General features: G+C 67.3%; 16 protein-coding genes and 2 tRNA genes. 9 read left to right on the top strand and 9 right to left on the bottom strand.

Annotated elements, in window-relative coordinates:
* Positions 1–29: 29 nt before the first annotated feature.
* The 3 genes from ACPUD7_RS00905 to hrpB form a co-directional block, all read right to left on the bottom strand.
* A complete protein-coding gene (locus ACPUD7_RS00905; protein WP_135539533.1) occupies positions 30–1,085 on the bottom strand; it encodes a zinc-binding dehydrogenase in 1,056 nt (351 codons plus the stop codon).
* Positions 1,086–1,145: 60 nt separating this feature from the next.
* On the bottom strand, positions 1,146–2,099 hold the full coding sequence (locus tag ACPUD7_RS00900; protein WP_346763084.1) for a 3-methyladenine DNA glycosylase: 954 nt from the start codon (positions 2,097–2,099) through the stop codon (positions 1,146–1,148).
* 84 nt (positions 2,100–2,183) lie between these two features.
* A complete protein-coding gene (gene hrpB, locus ACPUD7_RS00895) occupies positions 2,184–4,919 on the bottom strand; it encodes an ATP-dependent helicase HrpB (RefSeq protein WP_135539531.1) in 2,736 nt (911 codons plus the stop codon).
* A 179-nt stretch (positions 4,920–5,098) separates the two neighbouring features.
* Here hrpB and ACPUD7_RS00890 point away from each other — a divergent pair, with 179 nt between their 5' ends.
* The 5 genes from ACPUD7_RS00890 to ACPUD7_RS00870 all read left to right on the top strand — a co-directional run bounded on the left by ACPUD7_RS00890 (position 5,099) and on the right by ACPUD7_RS00870 (position 9,094).
* The gene (locus ACPUD7_RS00890) at positions 5,099–5,905 is read left to right on the top strand and encodes a fumarylacetoacetate hydrolase family protein (protein ID WP_135539529.1); all 807 of its coding nucleotides are present in this window, start codon (positions 5,099–5,101) and stop codon (positions 5,903–5,905) included.
* 122 nt (positions 5,906–6,027) lie between these two features.
* Positions 6,028–7,440 (top strand): glutamate--tRNA ligase, encoded by a 1,413-nt coding sequence (gene gltX, locus ACPUD7_RS00885; RefSeq protein ID WP_240689777.1) that lies wholly within the window; start codon positions 6,028–6,030, stop codon positions 7,438–7,440.
* A 2-nt stretch (positions 7,441–7,442) separates the two neighbouring features.
* Positions 7,443–8,783: an alpha/beta fold hydrolase gene (locus ACPUD7_RS00880; protein ID WP_135539525.1), complete on the top strand. Its 1,341-nt coding sequence runs from the start codon at positions 7,443–7,445 to the stop codon at positions 8,781–8,783.
* Positions 8,784–8,909: 126 nt separating this feature from the next.
* Positions 8,910–8,981: transfer RNA gene (locus tag ACPUD7_RS00875), tRNA-Gln, on the top strand.
* A 40-nt stretch (positions 8,982–9,021) separates the two neighbouring features.
* Positions 9,022–9,094: transfer RNA gene (locus ACPUD7_RS00870), tRNA-Glu, on the top strand.
* A gap of 118 nt (positions 9,095–9,212) precedes the next feature.
* Here the strand turns inward: ACPUD7_RS00870 and ACPUD7_RS00865 are convergent.
* Both ACPUD7_RS00865 and ACPUD7_RS00860 read right to left on the bottom strand, forming a co-directional pair.
* Positions 9,213–9,929, bottom strand: a complete 717-nt coding sequence (locus ACPUD7_RS00865) for a DUF4282 domain-containing protein (RefSeq protein ID WP_135539523.1) — start codon at positions 9,927–9,929, stop codon at positions 9,213–9,215.
* Between the two features lie 138 nt (positions 9,930–10,067).
* Positions 10,068–11,141 (bottom strand): aldose 1-epimerase family protein, encoded by a 1,074-nt coding sequence (locus ACPUD7_RS00860; protein WP_135539521.1) that lies wholly within the window; start codon positions 11,139–11,141, stop codon positions 10,068–10,070.
* A 122-nt stretch (positions 11,142–11,263) separates the two neighbouring features.
* On the opposite strand from ACPUD7_RS00860, the gene galT reads away from it, so the two are divergent.
* Both galT and galK read left to right on the top strand, forming a co-directional pair.
* Positions 11,264–12,490 carry a galactose-1-phosphate uridylyltransferase gene (gene galT, locus ACPUD7_RS00855; protein ID WP_135539519.1) on the top strand — a complete coding sequence of 409 codons (1,227 nt, stop codon included), beginning with the start codon at positions 11,264–11,266 and terminating at the stop codon, positions 12,488–12,490.
* On the top strand, positions 12,487–13,779 hold the full coding sequence (galK, locus tag ACPUD7_RS00850; RefSeq protein ID WP_135539517.1) for a galactokinase: 1,293 nt from the start codon (positions 12,487–12,489) through the stop codon (positions 13,777–13,779). The genes galT and galK overlap by 4 nt, the downstream gene beginning before the upstream one ends.
* Positions 13,780–13,806: 27 nt before the next feature.
* On the opposite strand, the gene ACPUD7_RS00845 is transcribed toward galK, so the two are convergent.
* From ACPUD7_RS00845 to ACPUD7_RS00830, 4 genes are all read right to left on the bottom strand, one after another.
* Positions 13,807–14,094 (bottom strand): hypothetical protein, encoded by a 288-nt coding sequence (locus ACPUD7_RS00845; protein WP_135539515.1) that lies wholly within the window; start codon positions 14,092–14,094, stop codon positions 13,807–13,809.
* A 17-nt stretch (positions 14,095–14,111) separates the two neighbouring features.
* Positions 14,112–15,809, bottom strand: coding sequence for a sodium:solute symporter family protein (locus ACPUD7_RS00840; protein ID WP_135539514.1), 1,698 nt, complete (start codon positions 15,807–15,809; stop codon positions 14,112–14,114).
* 172 nt (positions 15,810–15,981) lie between these two features.
* Complete coding sequence (locus ACPUD7_RS00835; protein ID WP_135539512.1) at positions 15,982–16,740, bottom strand: DeoR/GlpR family DNA-binding transcription regulator; 759 nt, start codon at positions 16,738–16,740, stop codon at positions 15,982–15,984.
* A gap of 76 nt (positions 16,741–16,816) precedes the next feature.
* Complete coding sequence (locus ACPUD7_RS00830) at positions 16,817–17,533, bottom strand: IclR family transcriptional regulator (RefSeq protein WP_166972796.1); 717 nt, start codon at positions 17,531–17,533, stop codon at positions 16,817–16,819.
* A gap of 176 nt (positions 17,534–17,709) precedes the next feature.
* Between ACPUD7_RS00830 and leuC the strand changes: the two genes are divergently transcribed.
* Complete coding sequence (leuC, locus tag ACPUD7_RS00825) at positions 17,710–19,194, top strand: 3-isopropylmalate dehydratase large subunit (protein WP_425118821.1); 1,485 nt, start codon at positions 17,710–17,712, stop codon at positions 19,192–19,194.
* Between the two features lie 16 nt (positions 19,195–19,210).
* Positions 19,211–19,810: a 3-isopropylmalate dehydratase small subunit gene (leuD, locus tag ACPUD7_RS00820; RefSeq protein ID WP_135539506.1), complete on the top strand. Its 600-nt coding sequence runs from the start codon at positions 19,211–19,213 to the stop codon at positions 19,808–19,810.
* The last annotated feature ends 81 nt before the right edge of the window (positions 19,811–19,891 follow it).

Here is a 19,891-nt window from a genome sequence, read left to right as displayed (position 1 = left end):
CCCGCGGCGGCCGGCTCACGGTCGGCCCGTCACCGACCCAGGTCGATGATCGTCATCCCCGCCGTCACCGCGGGGACGCTCATCGCCTCCATCGCCTCGGGTGCTTCATCGAGACCGATGACCTTCGTGACGAGCTCCTGCGGGCGCAGCCGACCCGCGACGACGAGTTCGACGAGTCCGGGGTAGTCGGCGGCGGCCATTCCGTGCGAACCGAGCACACTGAGCTCGAGCGCGATCACCCGCGGCACATCGATGACCGGCTCTTCGGGCAGCAGACCGATCTGCACATGCCGGCCCAGGGGTGCCAACGCCCCGATCGCCGCCCGGATCGTATCGGCCCGACCCAGCGCATCGACGGTCACATCCACTCCATCGGGGCAGTCGTCGCTGAACTGCGCGACCACCTCGGCGCTCAGCTCGTCCGGACTCAGCCCGGAGGCGTTGACGGTCCTGCCGGCACCGAGGGTCCGCGCGGACTCAAGGCTCGCCTCGGCGATGTCGATCGCCACGACCTGCGCGCCGAGAGCCCGGGCGATCATGATCGCCGACAGTCCGACTCCGCCGCAGCCGAACACGGCCACCGTCTCCCCGGCGCTCAGCTGTGCGCGTGCCCGCAGCCCGTGGAAAGCCGTGGCAAAGCGGCAGCCGAGACCGACGACAGCCGCGGCCGGGAGTTCCTCCGGCACGGCCACGAGGTTCGCATCGGCATGGTGGATGACGACCTGATCAGCCCATGAGCCGAAATGCGTGAAGCCCGGCTGCGTCTGCTCGGGGCAGACCTGTGCATTGCCGGAGAGGCACCAGCGGCAGGTCCCGCAGCCGCAGACGAACGGCACGGTCACGCGCTGACCGGTGCGGAATTCCTCCACGCCGACCCCCACCGAGGCGATCCGACCGACCAGCTCATGTCCGGGAACATGAGGCAGATCGATCGTCGCATCGTGGCCCGACCAGGCATGATGATCGCTGCGGCAGACCCCCGTGGCTTCGACGTCGATGACCACGCCCGCAGCGGGCGCGGTCGGAGCAGCGATGTCGCGCAGCTGAGGGCGGACGGAGAACTGATCGAAGACGATGGCGCGCATACTGCTGATCGTAGACGGCACGTTCGGCCCGGAATCATCGCGTCCGCGTTCTGGCGGACGTCAGCGCGGGTGGATGTCGGCGGCCGCCAGAGCCTCGAGCATCCGTGCCCGCAGAGCCTGCGCCCGGGCCGAGAACTCCTTCTGTCGGCGCATGTACTCGGCCTTGCCGGCAGCGGTCTCGATGGCGACGACACCGTACCCCCATCCGCGCAGGTCATAGGGGGAGGCCTCCATGTCGAGCGTGCGGATGTCGAGCGCGAGATCGAAGCAGTCGACGACGAGACCGGAATCAGCGATCGGCGAGATCTTCATCGCCCATTTGTACAGATCCATGCCGGCATGCAGGCAGCCGGGCTGCTCATCGGCGATCATGCCCTCCCGGCGCGGCTGCAGAGTGTTGAGCGGCCTCGCGGGCTCGGTGAAGAAGCGGAACGCATCATGATGCGAACACTGGATGCGGTGACTTTCGACGACAGTATCGGTCTCGGCCGGGCTCAGCCGCAGCGGCACCTGCTGATGCCGGCGCTGCTCGTCGGTCAGACGGTAGACCATCGCCCACTCATGGATGCCGAAACACCCGAAATTCGCTTCCCGATGGAGTGTCGACGACAGCAGAGAGGCGATGAACTTCGCCCCGTCCCCGCGGTCTGTGCGCCAGGACCCGAGGTCGACCTCGGCGAAATTCCGGTCCTCATCGATGCGATACCAACGACGGTCGAAATACCGATGATCGGCCGCCTCGGCGAGCTCGACGCGGACTCCCGGACCGGGATGCCACTTCTTCAGCTGCCCGACCTTGAACGGATAGTAGGTGAAGAGGAAATCCTCGACCGGGTGGGACTCCTGCCGCATCCGCCGCTCGATGTGCGCATCGGTGCGCTCGGCGATCCCGGCAGCGTGCGCATCGCGCAGCGGCCGCCAGATCGCGGCAGGCACGACACCCTCACCGAGGTTGCCCGACGCGGAGTCGGCGCGCTCGGTCGCGGACGGAGTCGACGAGAGTGCGGAAGTCACCGGTCCATTGTCCCAGACCGCGAGGCGGATGCAGATTCGACGGCGGCGATGCCGACAGTGGGCGAGATCGGATTCGCCTGCGGTTCAGCGTCCGGAGCGTTTCGTGCCTTTCGCCGCTGGAGCGCTCAACGGGTCCGCGGGCCACGGGTGCTTCGGGTATGCGCCCCTGTTCTCGGCCCTGACCTGGGCATACGCATTGGCCCAAAATGACGCGAGATCGCTGGTGACCGCCAAGGGGCGTCGGGCGGGGGAGAGCAGGTGCGCGGTGACGGCGACCCTGCCGTCGCAGATGCGGGGGATCTCGCTCCACCCGAAGCACTCTTGGAGCTTGACTGCGAGCACGGGGCCGGGGATCTGTTCCGGATCGACGAGATCGGGATCCGGGTAGTCCAGCCGAACCCGGGATCCGCTGGGCACCTCGAGGCGGCTCGGCACCAACTCCTCGAGGCGGGCCGCCTCCGGCCACGGCAGCAGCGTGCGCAGCGCGGAGACGAGGTCGACCCGCGCAGGGTCGGCACCCTTCGCAACCCGGTCGAGAGCTTCGGGGCACCAGTGGTCAAGCGTGTCCGTGAGGTGCTGCCAGCTGACCTCGGGCCACGGCTCGCCGAACACCAGCCGCAGCATCCCGAGTCTGGCCCGCAGCGCTTCGAAGGCCTCCGAGGGGCGCAGCACCTCCCGCGCCCCACGCTCACGCACGGATTCGGCGATGGCCCGGCGGGCGAGTTCGGGACCGGCCTGAATCGGGGTGGCCGAGAGCTCGATCCCGCCGAGGCGGCTGCGCCGGACCGCCCGCACCTTGCCGCCCTCGAAGCTCGCTGTCTCCTCCGTGCGGAGCAGGCCGGCACCGGCGAGTTCGGCAGTGTCCTGGTCGATGGGCACCGCGGAGCGGATGATCGCCCGCGAACCGGCCAGCCCCACCTCGGCGATGGCCAGCCACGGACTGCCCTGCAGGGAGGAATCCCGCGGCAGGTTCGCCGCGGTTCCCGACGCCAGCAGATAGTCGGAGTCCGAACCGCTGCGCAGCCGGGCGATCTGCGGCGGGAAGGACAGAGCGGTGATGAGCCCGAGATCGTCCGTGCCGAGGCGGCCGAGTCTGTCGAGCGCGGCGTCGTCGGGCGCTTCGGGTCCGCCGTCGCCGAACTGCCGGGCCATGCCGGTGAAGCGTTTCCGGTCCTGGACGAAGCGGGAATCCTTGCTGCTGCTGCGCAGCTGTCGCAGCAGTGCTGAGAGGTCGGCTCCGGGAGCGCGCTGGTCGGATTCGATGACGGCGGTCGCCTCAGCTGCGAGCGCGGGGGTGAGCAGCGCCGTGCCGTCGAGGAGGCCGCGTGCCGACCACACCGAGGCGGGAATCGCCGCGATCGCCCGCCCGGTCTCGGTGACGTGGAGCCCGGAGATCGGGAGGTCGGGTGCACCGTCTGGCCCGTCCGTCGCGTCACTGACATCGACAGCGCCGATCGCCACGAGGTTGTCGATCGCCTGCCTTTTCGGTCCGGCCGGCAGCGGTTCGGGCAGCAGCGTCTCATCCCCACCCCACACCGCCAGGGCCAAGACCGCTGCGGTGAGGTCTGAGGTCACGACCTCGGGAGGAGTGTGCTCGGGCAGGCTCGCCCAATCGGCCTCGGACAGGCAGCGATAGGCCACACCGGGCCCCTGTCTCGCGGCGCGACCGGAACGCTGAGTGCCCGAGGCCTTCGACTCGCGCATCGTCACCAGGCCGGACATGCGCCGACGTGTATCCAATCGCGGCCCGCGTGCGAGCCCGGAATCGACGACGATCCGCACACCCGGAACCGTCAGCGCCGATTCGGCGACCGAGGTCGAGACGATGACGCGACGGGGAGACTGCGACTCATGAGGGCGGAGGATCGCGTCCTGGTCCTTCGCCGGCGTCCGGCCGGTGAGCGTGTGCACTTCGACCGGCGCGGCGGGTTCCGTCCCGGACGACGCAGATTCGGACGAAGCTGACTCCAAACGCCGCCGCACCCGCACAGCCACTTCGTCGACCTCACGGGCACCGGGTGCGAAGACGAGCACATCACCGGACCCGTTCTCTGCGAGCGCCCGCAGCGTCGTCGCCGCCAGATGATCCAGGAAAGCTCGGGTCACACCCCTGGCGTCGAGGGGCCGCTCTTTCGCCGGCGCCCACCGGATCTCCAGGGGATGGACGTCCGCGGCCACCGACAGCAGCGTCGCCGGCGACTGCGGACCCTCACCGAGGCGTGCAGCCCACAGTCGGGCATCGAGAGTCGCCGACATGACGATCACGGACAGGTCCTCGCGCAGATCCACCAGCTCCCGACACATCGCGAACATCAGATCGGTGTCCAACTGCCGCTCGTGCACCTCGTCGAGGATCACCCCCGACACCCCGGCCAGCTCCGGATCCCGCAGCATCCTGGCCATGAGCACACCGGTGGTGACGAACTCGATGCGTGTGCGCGCTGAGGTCCGCGAATCACCGCGGACCGTGAACCCCACCACCTCGCCGAGGCGGGTTCCCGTCAATGCGGCCAGTCGCCTGGCCGCCGCGCGGGCAGCCATCCGCCGCGGCTGGGTGACGATGATGCGCCCCGGTGCGGCGTCTGCACCGCTGGCAGCGGCCGCACCGCCAGCAGTGGCCGCACCGGCCGTCAGGGCCAGGTGCTCGGCAATCATCGGCGGCACCACGGTGGTCTTACCGGTGCCGGGAGGAGCCTCGACGACCAATCGCGGGGCACCGGCCGCCTCGGCGAGGTGGAGCTCGCCGATGAGCGCGGCTGCGGGCAGGCCCGCACCGATGCGGGCGAGATCGAAGGTGTGCGGGGCGGACGGATCGGGCATGGCACCAGTCTCTCAGCCGGGCGGCCCCACCCGCGCACTCAGCCCCACCCGCGCACGCGGCTCCGCGGCGCTCCTGCACGGGAGCCGACCAGTCATCCGGACGCATCCGGGCCCACCGGCTCACGGACCGGCAACGACCCGTGCGCGGAAGCGGCCCGTCACTGACTAGACTGGGGCACATGCGTATCGCCAGATTTGTGCATCAGGACGAACCCAAATACGGAGTCGTCGAGGGAGACGTGCCGCCGATCACCGACGGCAGCTGGGACACCTCGGGACTCGAACTCGCCGTCCTCGACTCGGACCCGTTCTTCTCACCGGCCCAATCGACGGGGGAGAGGCTGAAGCTCGACGATGTGCGTCTGGTCAGCCCCATCCTGCCGCGCTCGAAGGTCATCGGCGTCGGCCGCAACTTCGCCGACCACGCCGCCGAACTCGGCAACGAAGTACCCGTATCACCGCTGACCTTCTTCAAACCCAACACCGCGGTCATCGGTCCCGGCGACCCCATCCGTCTGCCGGCCGTCAGCGAATACGTCTCCTATGAGGCCGAACTCGCGGTCATCATCGGCCGCGTCGCCAAGGGTGTGAAGGCCGAGAACGCCCTCGACCACGTCCTCGGCTACACGGCCGGCAACGACGTCACCCTGCGCGACGTCCAGAAGGCCGACAAGCAGTGGTCGCGAGCGAAGGGCTTCGACACCTCCTGCCCGCTGGGCCCGTGGATCGAAACCGCACTCGACATCGACGATCTGAACATCCGCTCCTGGGTCGATGGAGACAAGAAGCAGGACGGCACGACCGCCGACTTCATCTTCGACATCCCGACTCTCATCGAACACCTGTCGGAGACGATCACCCTGCTGCCCGGCGATGTCATCCTCACCGGAACACCGGCCGGAGTCGGCCAGATCGTGTCCGGCAACCGCGTCGACATCGCCATCGAGGGACTCGGCGTCCTGTCGAACCCCGTCATGGACGCCTGAACCGCGCCACCGCGCACCGACTCACACACCACCGACTCACACCCGAGAAGAACACGCAAAGGACAATCGTGAGCGTCACAGTTCGTTTCTGCCCATCACCCACCGGCACTCCGCACGTCGGCATGGTCCGCACAGCCCTGTTCAACTGGGCTTACGCCAAGCACACCGGCGGCAAATTCGTCTTCCGCATCGAGGACACCGACTCCGCCCGTGACTCTGAGGAGAGCTTCGGCCAGGTCGTCGAGGCCCTCAAATGGCTGGGCCTGGACTGGGACGAAGGCATCGAGGTCGGCGGCGTCAACGGACCCTACCGTCAATCGCAGCGCGGTGAGATCTACGCCGATGTCATCGCCAAGCTTAAGGCCGGCGGCCACATCTACGAGTCCTACTCGACGAACGAAGAGGTCGAAGCCCGGCACAGAGCCGCCGGGCGTGACCCGAAGCTCGGCTACGACGGCTTCGACCGGGACCTGACCGACGAGCAGAAGGACGCCTTCCGCGCCGAAGGCCGCGAGCCGGTGTGGCGCGTGCGCATGCCCGATGAAGACATCACCTTCACCGACCTCGTCCGCGGTGAAATCACCTTCAAAGCCGGCACCGTGCCCGACTTCGTCGTCGTCCGCGCCACCGGGCAGCCGCTGTACACCCTGGTCAACCCCGTCGACGATGCACTCATGGGCGTCACTCATGTGCTCCGCGGTGAGGACATCCTGTCCTCGACCCCGCGCCAGATCGCGCTCTACGAACATCTCAAAGCGATCGGAATCGCCGAGGCGACCCCCGAGTTCGGCCACCTGCCCTACGTCATGGGCGAAGGCAACAAGAAGCTGTCCAAACGCGACCCGGAATCGAACCTGTTCCTCCACCGCGACAACGGCTTCATCCCCGAGGGCCTCATCAACTACCTCGCGCTGCTCGGCTGGTCGATCGGGCCCGACCGCGACATCTTCAGCGTCAAGGAATTCACCGAAGCCTTCGACATCCACGATGTCCTGCCCAACCCGGCCCGCTTCGACGTGAAGAAGGCCACCGCCATCAACGCCGACCACATCCGCATGCTCGAGACGGATGACTTCCGTGATCGACTGGTGCCCTACCTTCAGGCCGCCGAGGTGCTGCCGGAGACGCCGACGGATGCTCAGCTGGCGATCCTCGACCAGGCGGCACCTCTCGTGCAGACCCGGATGAAGCTGCTCGGCGAAGCCCCGGACCTGCTTGCGTTCCTCTTCACACCCGACGCGGATCTCGTCATGGCCGAAGACGGGCTGAAGACGCTCAAAGACTCTGCTCCCGAAGTGCTCGCCGCTTCGCTCTCGGTCCTCGAAGGACTCGAGGAATGGACGACGGAGAAGCTCGAGGAAGTGCTCTCGGCGAAGCTCGTCGATGAGATGGAGATCAAGCCGCGCCTGGCCTACGGTCCGCTGCGCGTGGCCGTGTCCGGCCGCAAGGTCTCCCCGCCGCTGTTCGAGTCGATGGAGATCCTCGGCAAGGACTCCTCGCTCACCCGCCTCAAGGCGCTGGCCGCACAGCTGTGACCATGGTCGAACAGACGAACTGGGCCCGCGGGGGACTGCACTTCTCCGATATCGTCATCGACGCGCCCTTCGACCATTTCGGACGGTCGGGCGATGCACCGGGGACGGCCGCCTCGGCGGGTGCCACCTCGGGCGGGATGACCTCGGCGCCGGTCAACCTGCCGCAGACGCTGACCGTGTTCGCACGGATCATCGCGACCGAGCCGGCGAGCACCAAGCCCTATCTCGTCTTTCTGCAGGGCGGACCCGGCGTCGAGGCCCCGCGGCCGGTGACACCGGTGAGCCCCGGCAGCTGGGTGGCCCGGGCGCTCGAGGAATTCCAGGTCGTCATGCTCGATCAGCGGGGGACCGGCCGCTCGAACCCGATCGGCTCGGTCGACGGGACGATCACCGGGTTGGAGTCCGTCGGCGATGACCCGGCCGCGATCGCCGAGGCGCTCTCGTACTTCCGAGCCGACTCGATCGTCGAGGATGCAGAGGTCCTGCGCGGCCACCTCGGCGTGGAATCCTGGTCGCTGCTCGGCCAGTCCTTCGGGGGTTTCACCACCCTGCGGTACGTCTCAGCGCACGCGTCTTCGCTCGACGAGGTGTACTTCACGGGCGGTCTGCCGGCGATCGGCCTCGACCCGGCCGCCGTGTACGGGCGGACGTGGGAAGGCATGATCGGCAAGTCTGAGCAGCACTATCGGACCTTCCCCGGCGACCGGGAGAAGATGCGTCGTCTGGTTGATCTCGCGTCGGCCGGCGAGGGCATCGCCCTGCCCGGAGGAGCACGCGCGACGCCCGAGCGGATCCGTCTGCTCGGGCACTTCCTCGGAGCCTCCGACGGACCGGAGAAGCTGCACTATCTGCTCGACCTCGATCCCGCCTCGGCGGCGTTCCGGCACGATCTGGCCGCGTCCCTGCCGTTCTCGGGACGCAACCCGCTCTACGCGGTCATCCACGAATCGTGTTGGGCCGACGGCACGGTGACGAACTGGGCCGCGCGACGGGCGATGCCCGACGCCGTCGCCGAGGATCCCACTCTGCTGGCCGGCGAACATGCCGGGCCCGAATCCCTCCACGAGGATCCCGAGCTCGCGCCGTTCGCCGAGGTGGCCGACCTCGTTGCCGTTCGTCAGTGGCCGAGGCTCTACGACGTCGATGCGCTGCGGGCCGCCGAGGTCCGCGGTGCTGCGGCGGTGTACTACGAGGACGCCTACGTGCCCGTGGAGCACTCGCTGGCCACTGCCGAGCACCTTTCCGGGGTGCAGGCGTGGGTGACGAACGAGTACGAGCACAACGGGCTGCGAGCCGACGGCTACCGAGTCCTCGACCGGCTCATCGGGCTCGCCCGCGGGTGAGGCCGGCGTGTTAAGAAGCTCACACTGAAAAGGAGCCCCGGAAATTTGTCGTGAGGCGGGGTGCTTGTGTAGAGTTATATCTCGTTGCTCAGGGAAAATCCCCACGGGGATGACCTTGAAAAACATTGGGCTATGGTGTAATTGGCAGCACGAGTGATTCTGGTTCATTTAGTCTAGGTTCAAGTCCTGGTAGCCCAGCGGACATCATCCGGAGGAGTCTCCAGGTGAGTTGTTCTGAGCCCCCGTCGTCTAGTGGCCTAGGACGCCGCCCTCTCAAGGCGGTAACGGCAGTTCGAATCTGCTCGGGGGTACGGTTGAGCCCCGCATCGAAGTTTCGGTGCGGGGCTCACTCTAATTCACGGGGCCTGAGCTCGGCAGGATCGCCGGCCTCCCCCGGGGCGGCGATCTGCCCGAGCTGCGGCGGCGGACTCAGCGGGAGACGGAGTCGGCGATCTTCTTCGTGTTCTCGGCCGTCTTGATGTTCGACACGATGAGCTCGAGCACGAGACGCACGCCGATGACCCACAGCGCCGGAATGATCCAGCCGAAGACGATCGAGAGGATCAGCGGCAGGACGTTGAAGCTCGGGCCGTCGTTGAAGTAGCTCGCCGTCGTACCGGCGACGACTCCCGCGCTGATGCCGGCGACGATGGTGCCGAGGTACGAAAGCGCGGCGACGATCATCGCGATGATGTAGATGAAGCCCGCCCACTTCACCGCAATGAAGTTGTCGAAGCGGATGTCGAACAGCGACTTGAAGAATCCTGCCTGGGCGGGTGCCTGCTGTGGGGCCTGCCCGTACGCGGGCTGACCGTAGACCGGCTGACCATACGCCTGCTGGTCGTAGGCCTGCTGCTGGCCCGCGCCCTGCTGATAGGCGCCGGGCTGTGAGTAGGAGCCCTGCTGGTACGACGGAGACTGGTAGGCGTTGGGATCATACGTTCCCTGCTGGTAGGCGGCCTGTTGGGCCTGGCCCTGGCCCTGTCCCTGATCGCCGGCGCCTGCGCCCTGGCTCTCGGAAAGCTGTTCATTGGGGGTGGGCTGCCCCTCGGGAAGCGGTTCATTCGGATTGGGCTGACCGCTGTTGGGGTCGTTCGGGTTCGGCTGGCCGGTGTTCGGGTCGTTCGGATTCTGAGGAGTCGACATGTTCGTCCCTTTCGCGAATGGAGAGCGGTCCGTCCGGATTGCACTCCCTGGCTATCTGCCTGTAGTCGCAACCTATCAGGGCACCCTTTCAGAGGGAACGTCGTCCGTCATGTTGACAGAGACAGGAGAAACGACGATTCAGACGGCATCCTCCGGAGCGGAGTCCGCACTCGCCGACGAGGATCCCGCGCGGGGCCGCAGGCCGATGCTCCACTCGACGGCGAGCTCGTCTCCGGGTGCGACGATGTCGAAGTCCTCGCCTGGAATTCCGGCGGCGAATGCGTTCGGCGGACAGGTCATCGGCTCGATCGCGATCGCCCGCCGGGCCAGATCCGCGCCGAGTCCATCACCGGTGCACACCTGCCAGGTGCGGAAACCAGGGTCCATCCCGATGATGACCTCACGATCGTCGGCGCCCTTGAGCCGGGCGCGTGACCATGCATCGTCCCCGCGCCGAGGCGAACCGAAGGCATCATCGAGCACCGTGTCACCGATCGTGCGCAGCGCCCGGAAGTCCTTGCACACGATGCACGCTGACTCATCGGCCACATGGTCGGCCGGGATCACCGTGCCGTCGTCGAAAGGACGGACGTCGGTCGGGATGAGCCGGTCATCGGTCTCGAGCCAGGTCGTGGCGGGAACGACCAGCTGGGCGTCGTCGACTGCGCCGCCAGAGGAGCCCGAGCCCCTGTCGCCGGGGGAGCCCGAGCCCCGGCCGCCGGAAGAGTGCGAGCCGGGGCCGCCGGGGGAGTGCGAGCCGGGAGAGATCCACGGGTGGAAACCGAAACCGAACGGAGCCCGATCCGACCCTGTGTTGAGGGCACGGGCGCGGACGCTCAGCCCCTCCTCGGCGAGCTCGTAGACGATGCGGAGTGCGAAGGCGAACGGGTAACCCTCCGCAGGCTCCAATGCGTAGTCGAGGCTGACGGTGGACTCGCAACGCTGCGTCACCGTCCACTCGACGTCGGCGACGAGGCCATGCAGAGCGGTATCGTTGCCGGGCTCGGTGATCGGAAGCTGATGATTTCGCCCGTCGAAATCGAAGCGCCCACCGGCGATCCGGTTCGGCCACGGCGCGAGCACGGCACCGTCGAAGGCCGCCATCGGCACCACGATCGGGCGATCGCCGACGGTGAAGCTGAGCAGGGCCGCACCGATGGGGGAGACGACTGCCGTGGACTCGCTGCAGACGAGTTCGATGCTGGTGGTCATAGGTCTCCGGAGTCGGCGATGGCGGTGGGAGGATTCGTTGCCGATATTCTACGCCGTCCGCCGTCGCCGCAGCGGGCGGATGTTAGCATTATGATCGAAAATGATAACTTTTGGGAGGTCTGATGCCAGCGTCGCATCGCCGGACGAATCTGTCCGATGGTCGTGAGGTCCTGTTCTTCCAGGACCCCGACTCACCAGCACCGACGATCGCCGCGGACCCCCGTCCCGACGAATCCCGGCCGGCCAGCGGCGCCCTGCGCTTCGATGTGCTCACCGGCGAATGGGTGGCCGTGGCCACGCACCGACAGTCGCGCACTCACCTGCCCGCCGCCGCCGACTGCCCGCTGTGCCCGTCGACGACCGCTCGGCCCACCGAAGTCCCGGCCGAGGACTTCGACGTCGTCGTCTTCGAGAACCGATTCCCCTCGCTGGGACCCGACCTCGGCGAGGTCCCGCCCGTGACGACCGTCGACGAGGCCCTCGCCGAGGCAGCACTCAGTTCCGGTGACACCGCCACCGGGGCCGACGCAGCCACCGCCGAATCCGTGAGAGCCGCACTGTCGGCTCCCGGGTACGGCCGCTGTGAAGTCGTCGTGTTCTCCTCCGAACACAACCGGTCCTTCGCCGAGCTCGGCACCGCCCGCGCTCGCACCGTCATCGACGCCTGGGCGCATCGGACAGCCGAACTGTCGGCCCTGCCGGGCATCGAGCAGGTCTTCATGTTCGAGAACCGGGGCGAGGAGATCGGGGTGACGATGAACCACCCGCACGGTCAGATCTATGCTTACCCGTATGTCACTCCGCACACGGCGATCACCTCGGCCCGGGCACGGCAGCATCTGCGGGCGAGCGGCCGGGCGCTGATGGGAGACGTGCTGGCCTTCGAACGCGAGTCGGGGGAGCGGATGGTCCTCGAATCCGAACACTTCTCCGCTTTCGTGCCCTTCGCCGCCCGCTGGCCGATCGAAGTCCATATCGTCCCTCACCGGCAGGTGGGCAGCCTCGACGAACTCGATGAGGTCGAACGCGACGATCTGGCTCGAACCTATCCCGAAGTGCTGCGGCGCATCGACGGCCTCTATCCGACGTCCACCCCCTATATCGCGGCCTGGCATCAGGCGCCGGTCAACAGCGACGATCGCGACGCCGAATGGCTCCACCTCGAGATCACGAGCCCGCGGAGAGCCGAAGCCAAACTCAAGTTCCTCGCCGGCTCCGAAGCGGCCATGGGGGCCTTCGTCGGCGACGTCTCGGCCGAAGAGACCGCGGCACGGCTGCGTGCCGTGCCGAGTGCGGACACCGATGCGACCGGCACGGTCGACGACTCGAACGAAGGCAGAAGCCGATGAGCAGCGCAGCAGCACCGACCCCCGAGAGCCTTTCGACGGAGTTCGAGACCCTCTTCGGATATGCGCCGCTCGGCTGCTACCGCGCGCCCGGACGCGTGAACTTCATCGGCGAGCACACGGACTACAACAACGGCTTCGTGCTGCCCATCGCCATCGACAGGGCCGTGTACGTGGCCATCGGACGGCGTCCGGCGCACAACACCGAAGAAGCCGACGACGGCGCACTCGGGCGAAACCACTCGAACGACACGGGCAGAGGAAGTGCGCAGCCGCCTCGGTGCGGGGAGAGCATTCGCATCATCTCCGACCACCGCGACGAATCGGGCGAACGCGTCAGCGGACAGTTCACGGCTGCAGAGCTGACCCCCGGAACGCTGCCCGGCTGGCTCAGCCACCCGGCCGGCGTCGTCGACGAGATCGCCAAGACGACCGGCACGATGGTCGGCGGAGTCGACCTCTACATCGAATCGACCGTCCCCGTCGGTGCGGGACTGTCGTCATCGCACGCCCTCGAAGTGGCGGTGCTCATCGCCCTCGACGAGGTCTTTGGGCTCGGGCTCGACGACCGGGAGAAGGTGCTGCTGACCCAGCGGGCCGAGAACGACTTCGTCGGCGCGCCGACAGGAATCGTCGACCAGGCCGCGTCGATCATGACCGAGGCCGGACATGCGCTGTTCCTCGACTGCCGCGACCTCAGCGCCCGCCAGATCCCCTTCGACCTCGACGCCGAAGGGCTCAGACTGCTCGTCATCGACACCCACGTCTCCCACTCGCACAGCGAAAGCGGATACGGGGCCCGGAGGAAGACCTGCGAGGACGTCGCCGCACTCTGTGGCGTCGAGAGCCTGCGGGAACTCGCCGACGATGTCGACCTCACCGGTTTCACCGAGGAGCAGCGCAAGCGGGTGCGCCACGTCCTCGCCGAGAACGCTCGCGTCCGCGCCACCGTCGAACTCCTCACAGACAGCAGATCGTCGACAGGCGCCGACCATGACGCTCGCGTCCAGGCGATCGGCGATCTGCTGGTGGCTTCTCACGAGTCCCTGGCCCATGACTACGAGGTCTCATGCGTCGAGCTCGATGCCGCCGTGACGGCGGCGCTGGGAGCCGGGGCGATCGGTGCGCGGATGATCGGCGGCGGTTTCGGCGGATCGGCGATTGCGCTCATCGACGCTGCTGAAGTCGACGCTGTCGGGCAGGCCGTGACCGCGGCCTTCGCCGAACTCGGATACCGGGCACCGGACATCTTCGCCGTCAGCGCGGGACGAGGAGCCGGCCGGTTCGAGTGAACCGGCGCCGGGCCCCGCACACCGGTGTCAGTCGTTGTCCGGGGCCGCCTCGGTGCCGGTGACGTCATCGGTGGTCTCGACGATCCGGATCGGTCGCACCTTGGCCCAGGCGAGGAAGAGTGCGGCCGCGATGATGAGGCCGATTCCGGTCCACAGGTTCGCGTCGATGCCTCCCGTCCGCTCCGCCTCATCGGGAGTGAAGTCGACGATGCCGGCGATCGTGAGGACGATCCCGAAGATCCCCAGCAGCACGCCGATGAAATTGCGGATGTCGAAGGCGCCCGCGGTCTTGGTCAGTTCGTTCGAATTGCTCATTGGATTCACTGGCTCCTTCACCCGAAGGTCACGTTGAGGATGATGACGAGGACGAGCGCGGCTCCGGCCACCGGGACCGGACGCTTCCACACCGGCGGCTTCGGCTCGTTGAAGTCCTCGAAGTCGGCCTTCGGAGTCTCGGAGTAGACGAGTCCGCGCAGCTCATGGGCAGGCTTCGGTGCCGTCCGGAAGGTGACGATCACCGAGAGGAGGATATCGACGACGAAGGCCGTGCTGGCGGCGAGGAACGCCGCGCCCTGGCCCGGCAGGTCGAAGACCCCGGTCTCGCTGAGGATGAAGACCGCGACGGCCGAGAGCGTACCGCCGACCAGACCGACCCAACCGGCGGTTGCGGACATCCGCTTCCAGAACATACCGAGGATGAACGTGGCGAACAGCGGCGCGTTGAAGAAGCCGAACAGCGTCTGCAGGTAGTCCATGAGGTTGGAGAAGTTGCCGGCGATGAGCGCGGTGAAGATCGCGACGATGCAGGCGCCGATCGTGGCGAAGCGGCCGACCTTGAGGTAGTAGTCGTCCTCGCGGTCCTTGACCACGTACTGCTGCCACAGGTCGTAGCTGAAGACGGTGTTGAACGCGGAGATGTTCGCGGCCATTCCGGCCATGAATGCGGCGAGGAGACCGGCGATCGCGACGCCCAGCAGGCCGTTGGGCAGCACCTCGCGCATGAGCAGCAGGAGCGCATCGTTGTAGGTCACTCCCGTCTCGGCGGCGGCGCTGGCCTCGCCGACGGAGGCGGAGATCTCCTTGAACTTCGACAGCTGGGTGACGAGGACGGCGGCGATCATGCCGGGGATGACGACGATGAAGGGGATGAGCATCTTCGGGAATGCACCGAGGATCGGTGTCATCCGCGCGGCATTGATGCTCTTCGAGGCCATGGCCCGCTGGACTTCGACGAAGTTCGTCGTCCAGTAGCCGAAGGAGAGGACGAAGCCGAGACCGAAGACGATGCCGACGACCGAGAGCACGGGGTTGGCGAAACCGGAAAGCTGCTCACCGGGCCAGCTGCTCAGCTGCTCGGCACCGAGCATGCCGTCGTTGCTCACCTTCTCCACGAGGCCGTCCCAGCCGCCGACCCGGTTCAGCCCGATGATCGTCAGCGGCAGAAGGGCTGCGACGATGACGAAGAACTGGAGCACCTCGTTGTAGATCGCTGCGGTCAGTCCGCCGAGGGTGATGTAGGACAGGACGATGACCGCGGCGACGACGAGGGCGATCCACAGCGGCCACCCGAGCAGACGGTTGACGATCGTGCCGAGCAGGAAGAGGTTGACGCCGGCGATGAGGATCTGCGCGACCGCGAACGACAGCGCATTGACCAGGTGAGCACCCGGACCGAAGCGCTTGCGCATGAACTCCGGTACGGATCTGACCTTCGACCCGTAGTAGAAGGGCATCATGACGACGCCGAGGAAGAGCATCGCCGGCACCGCTCCGATCCAGAAGTAGTGCATCGTCGGCATGCCGTACTGAGCGCCGGTGGCCGACATGCCCATGATCTCCACGGCACCGAGGTTGGCCGAGACGAACGCGAGAGCCGTGACCCACGCCGGAAGGCTCCGGCCCGAGAGGAGGAACTCGATGCTCGAGGAGATCCCGCGTTTGGCGAACCACCCGATTCCGAGGACGAAGATGAAGTAGATCGCAATCAGCAGATAGTCGATCCACTGTGCGTCCAAGCGGATTGCTTCCAAGGTTCCTCCAACAGCGTCGGTGAATGGTCGTCTGTGGTCTGAGCCACCCAAACCGACACTTTAGAGGATTGTGAGCTTGATCGCTAGTGATCGAACCTGAACAGTTTTGATCGCTTGTCCGGGGGTGTGTCGAAGCCGGTGTCGACGGAGGCGTCGACAGTGGGTCGGAAGGTCACGCAACTTCGACATCGACGCCTGCAGACCGCAGCGCCTCGAGCGGGGTCTTCTCGCTCTTGCCGTCGGTGATGAGGTGGTCGATCTCGTCGGTGGGCACGGTGAGCACAGAGGAACGCAGGCCGATCTTCGTGTGATCGACGAGCGCGATGACGCGAGTGGCGCCGGCAGCCATGGCGCGATCCGTGTCGGCGACGGGGAAGGCGGGAGTCGAGAGACCGAAGTCCGCGGCCAGCCCATTGCCGGAGAGGAACACGGTGTCGGCGCGCAGTCCGAGCAGCTGGGAGACCGTCCCGCCGCCGACGAAGGCTCGGATGGAGTGGCGGAGGATTCCCCCGACGACGATGACCTCGTTGTCGGGGGAGGAGACCATGGCCTCGGCGACGAGGAGTGAGTTCGTCACGACTCGCAGTCCTGAGCGGCCGACGAGCTCCTTGGCCAGCAGTTCGGTCGTCGTGCCGGGGCCGAGTGCCACGACGTCGCCGTTGCGCACATGCGCCGCCGCGGCCCTGGCGATTGCGGTCTTCTCTGCCAGCGCCTGTTCGAGCTTCTCCGCATAGCTCGACTCGCGGGCACTCGATACCAGCACGGCGCCGCCATGCGTGCGGATGAGCCGCCCCTCATCGGCGAGCTGGTCGAGGTCGCGCCGGATGGTCACGGCCGAGGTGTCGAGCTTCTCCGAGAGCGAGGAGATCGATACGGCTCCATCGCGTTCGATCGTGTCGACGATGATGTTGCGTCTCTGAGCGGCGATCATGGGGCCATAGTACAGACCGCGGGCCCGGAGGAGAGTTCCTCCGGGCCCGCGGTCGGGTGCGGCTTCGGGAGCGTGGCTAGCCGCGCACGAGTGCTTCGGTCAGCGTCCTCGCGGCGTCGATGACGGACTTCGCGTGCAGGCGACCCGGCTGCCGGGTGAGCCGGTCGACGGGGCCGGAGATCGAGACGGCCGCGACCACGCGATTGCTCGGCCCGCGCACGGGGGCCGACACCGAGGCGACACCGCGCTCGCGTTCAGCGATCGACTGCGCCCATCCTCGGCGACGGACGCCGGAGAGCATGGTCGCGGAGAACCGGGCCCCGCGCAGCCCGGTGTGCAGACGGTCGGGCTCCTCCCAGGCCAGCAGCACCTGGGCGGCGGAACCGGCGCGCATCGACAGGGTCGCCCCGATCGGCACGGAGTCGCGCAGGCCCACGGGGCGTTCGGCCGCGGCCACGCACAGACGCAGATCGCCCTGACGGCGGAAGAGCTGGGCGGACTCACCGGTCTGATCGCGCAGCTGCCCGAGCACGGGACCGGCCGCGGCCAGCAGGCGATCCTCGCCGGCGGCCGAGGACAGCTCGGCCAGGCGCGGACCGAGGACGAAGCGCCCCTGCAGGTCACGACCGACGATGCGGTGGAATTCGAGGGCAACAGCCAGGCGGTGGGCAGTGGGGCGTGCCAGTCCGGTCAGCGTCACCAATTCGGCGAGAGAGGCGGGTCCGGCCTCAAGTGCGGAGAGAACCATTGCGGCCTTGTCGATGACCCCGACGCCGCTACCATTGCTTGTCATAGACACCATTGTGCGCGTCTCAGTGGGCGAGATGCAAGTTCGCATTGCGATACGGGCGAGTAGATTTCCCTTACGCACTCACTCCAGTGCAGACAACCCAGTTCATCGACGCGCCGACCCTCGTCGCGTCAGATCTACATCGGGTGCAGGGAACCCCTGCACCGGCGGGAGGAACCATGCCACGCACATTGGCCGAGAAGGTCTGGGCCGATCACGTCGTCTCACTTGGTGTTGACGGTGCGCCGGACCTTATCTACATCGACCTCCACCTCGTCCACGAGGTCACCAGCCCGCAGGCCTTCGATGGACTCCGACTCGCCGGGCGCCCCGTGCGCCGCCCCGACCTCACGATCGCCACCGAGGACCACAACACACCGACCTGGGACATCGACAAGCCGATCGCCGAACCCACCTCGGCCACGCAGATCAACACCCTGCGCAAGAACGCCGAAGAGTTCGGGATCCGCCTGCACAGCCTCGGCGACGCCGACCAGGGCATCGTCCACGTGGTCGGACCGCAGCTGGGCTTGACCCAGCCGGGCACGACCGTCGTCTGCGGCGACTCGCACACCTCCACCCACGGTGCTTTCGGGGCTCTGGCCTTCGGCATCGGCACCTCCGAGGTCGAGCATGTGCTCGCCACTCAGACGCTGAGTCTCAAACCGTTCAAGACGATGTCGATCACCGTCGACGGTGACCTGCCCGAAGGCTCGAGCGCCAAGGACATCATCCTCGCCATCATCGCGAAGATCGGCACCGGCGGCGGACAGGGCTACGTCCTCGAATACCGCGGCTCGGCCATCCGCCAGCTGTCGATGGAAGCGCGCATGACGATCTGCAATATGTCGATCGAAGCCGGCGCCCGCGCCGGAATGGTCGCCCCCGACGAGACGACCTTCGACTACGTCAAGGGCCGCCCGCATGCCCCCGAAGGCGAAGACTGGGACGCCGCAGTCGAATACTGGAAGACCCTCTACACCGATGAAGGCGCCGAATTCGACGCCGAGGTCGTCCTCAAGGCCGAAGACATCGAACCCTTCGTCACCTGGGGCACGAACCCCGGGCAGGGCCTGCCGCTGTCGGCCTCGGTGCCCAGCCCCGATGACTTCACCGACGAGAACGACAAGACCGCCGCGGCCAACGCCCTGGCCTACATGGGGCTGACCCCGGGCACCCCACTGCGCGAGATCGCCGTGGACACCGTCTTCCTCGGCTCCTGCACGAACTCCCGGATCGAGGACCTGCGGGCCGCTGCCGAGATCGTCCGCAGCCGGAAGAAAGCCGAGAACGTCCGCTTCATGGTCGTGCCCGGCTCGGCGAAGGTCCGCCTCCAGGCCGAGGAGGAAGGCCTGGACAGGATCTTCAAGGACTTCGGCGGCGAATGGCGCTTCGCCGGCTGCTCGATGTGCCTGGGCATGAACCCCGACCAGCTCGCCGAAGGCGAACGCTGCGCCTCGACATCGAACCGCAACTTCGAAGGCCGCCAGGGCAAGGGCGGACGCACCCACCTCGTCTCACCGCTCGTGGCTGCGGCCACCGCGGTGCGCGGCACCCTGTCCTCGCCTGGCGACGTCGCCGACCTGCCGCGGGACGCCGAACCCGTGGAATGGGCCGACGAACGACTCAGCCTGTCCCTGACCCCGATCTCGGCGAACGACTGAAGAAGGAAGACGAGCCATGGAAGCTTTCAGCACCCACACCGGCGTCGGCGTTCCTCTGCGCCGATCCAATATCGACACCGACCAGATCATCCCCGCGAAGTTCCTCAAGCGGGTCACCCGCACCGGCTTCGAAGATGCTCTGTTCTACCGGTGGCGGACCAGTGACGACTTCGTCCTCAATGACCCGGACTTCTCGGCCGGCTCCGTGCTCGTGGCCGGCCCCGACTTCGGCACCGGGTCCTCACGCGAACATGCCGTCTGGGCGCTCAAGGACTACGGCTTCCGGGTCGTGCTGTCCTCGCGCTTCGGCGACATCTTCCGCGGCAACTCCGGCAAGGAGGGCCTGCTGGCCGCGCAGCTCGAACAGCACGACATCGAGCTGATCTGGAAGATCCTCGAAAACCAGCCGGGTACTTCCATCACCGTCGATCTCGAGGAGAAGACAGTGACCTGCGATTCGGTCACCGTGCCCTTCCAGATCGACGACTACACGCGCTGGCGCCTGCTCGAAGGCCACGACGACATCAGCCTCACCCTGGCCAAGGAAGAGGACATCGTCGCCTACGAATCCTCCCGGTTCGCATTCAAGCCCAAGACCCTGCCCGCCAAGGTCTGACCCTCGCCGAGGCGGCCGACTCCGGCTCGGGTCGGCCCCGCCTCGGCGAGTCGGTGGGAACCCGATGCCTGCGATAGTCTA

The organism is Brevibacterium sp. FAM 24630, assembly GCF_049804075.1.
GTDB lineage: Bacteria > Actinomycetota > Actinomycetes > Actinomycetales > Brevibacteriaceae > Brevibacterium.
This window is presented reverse-complemented; position numbering and strand designations above follow the sequence as displayed.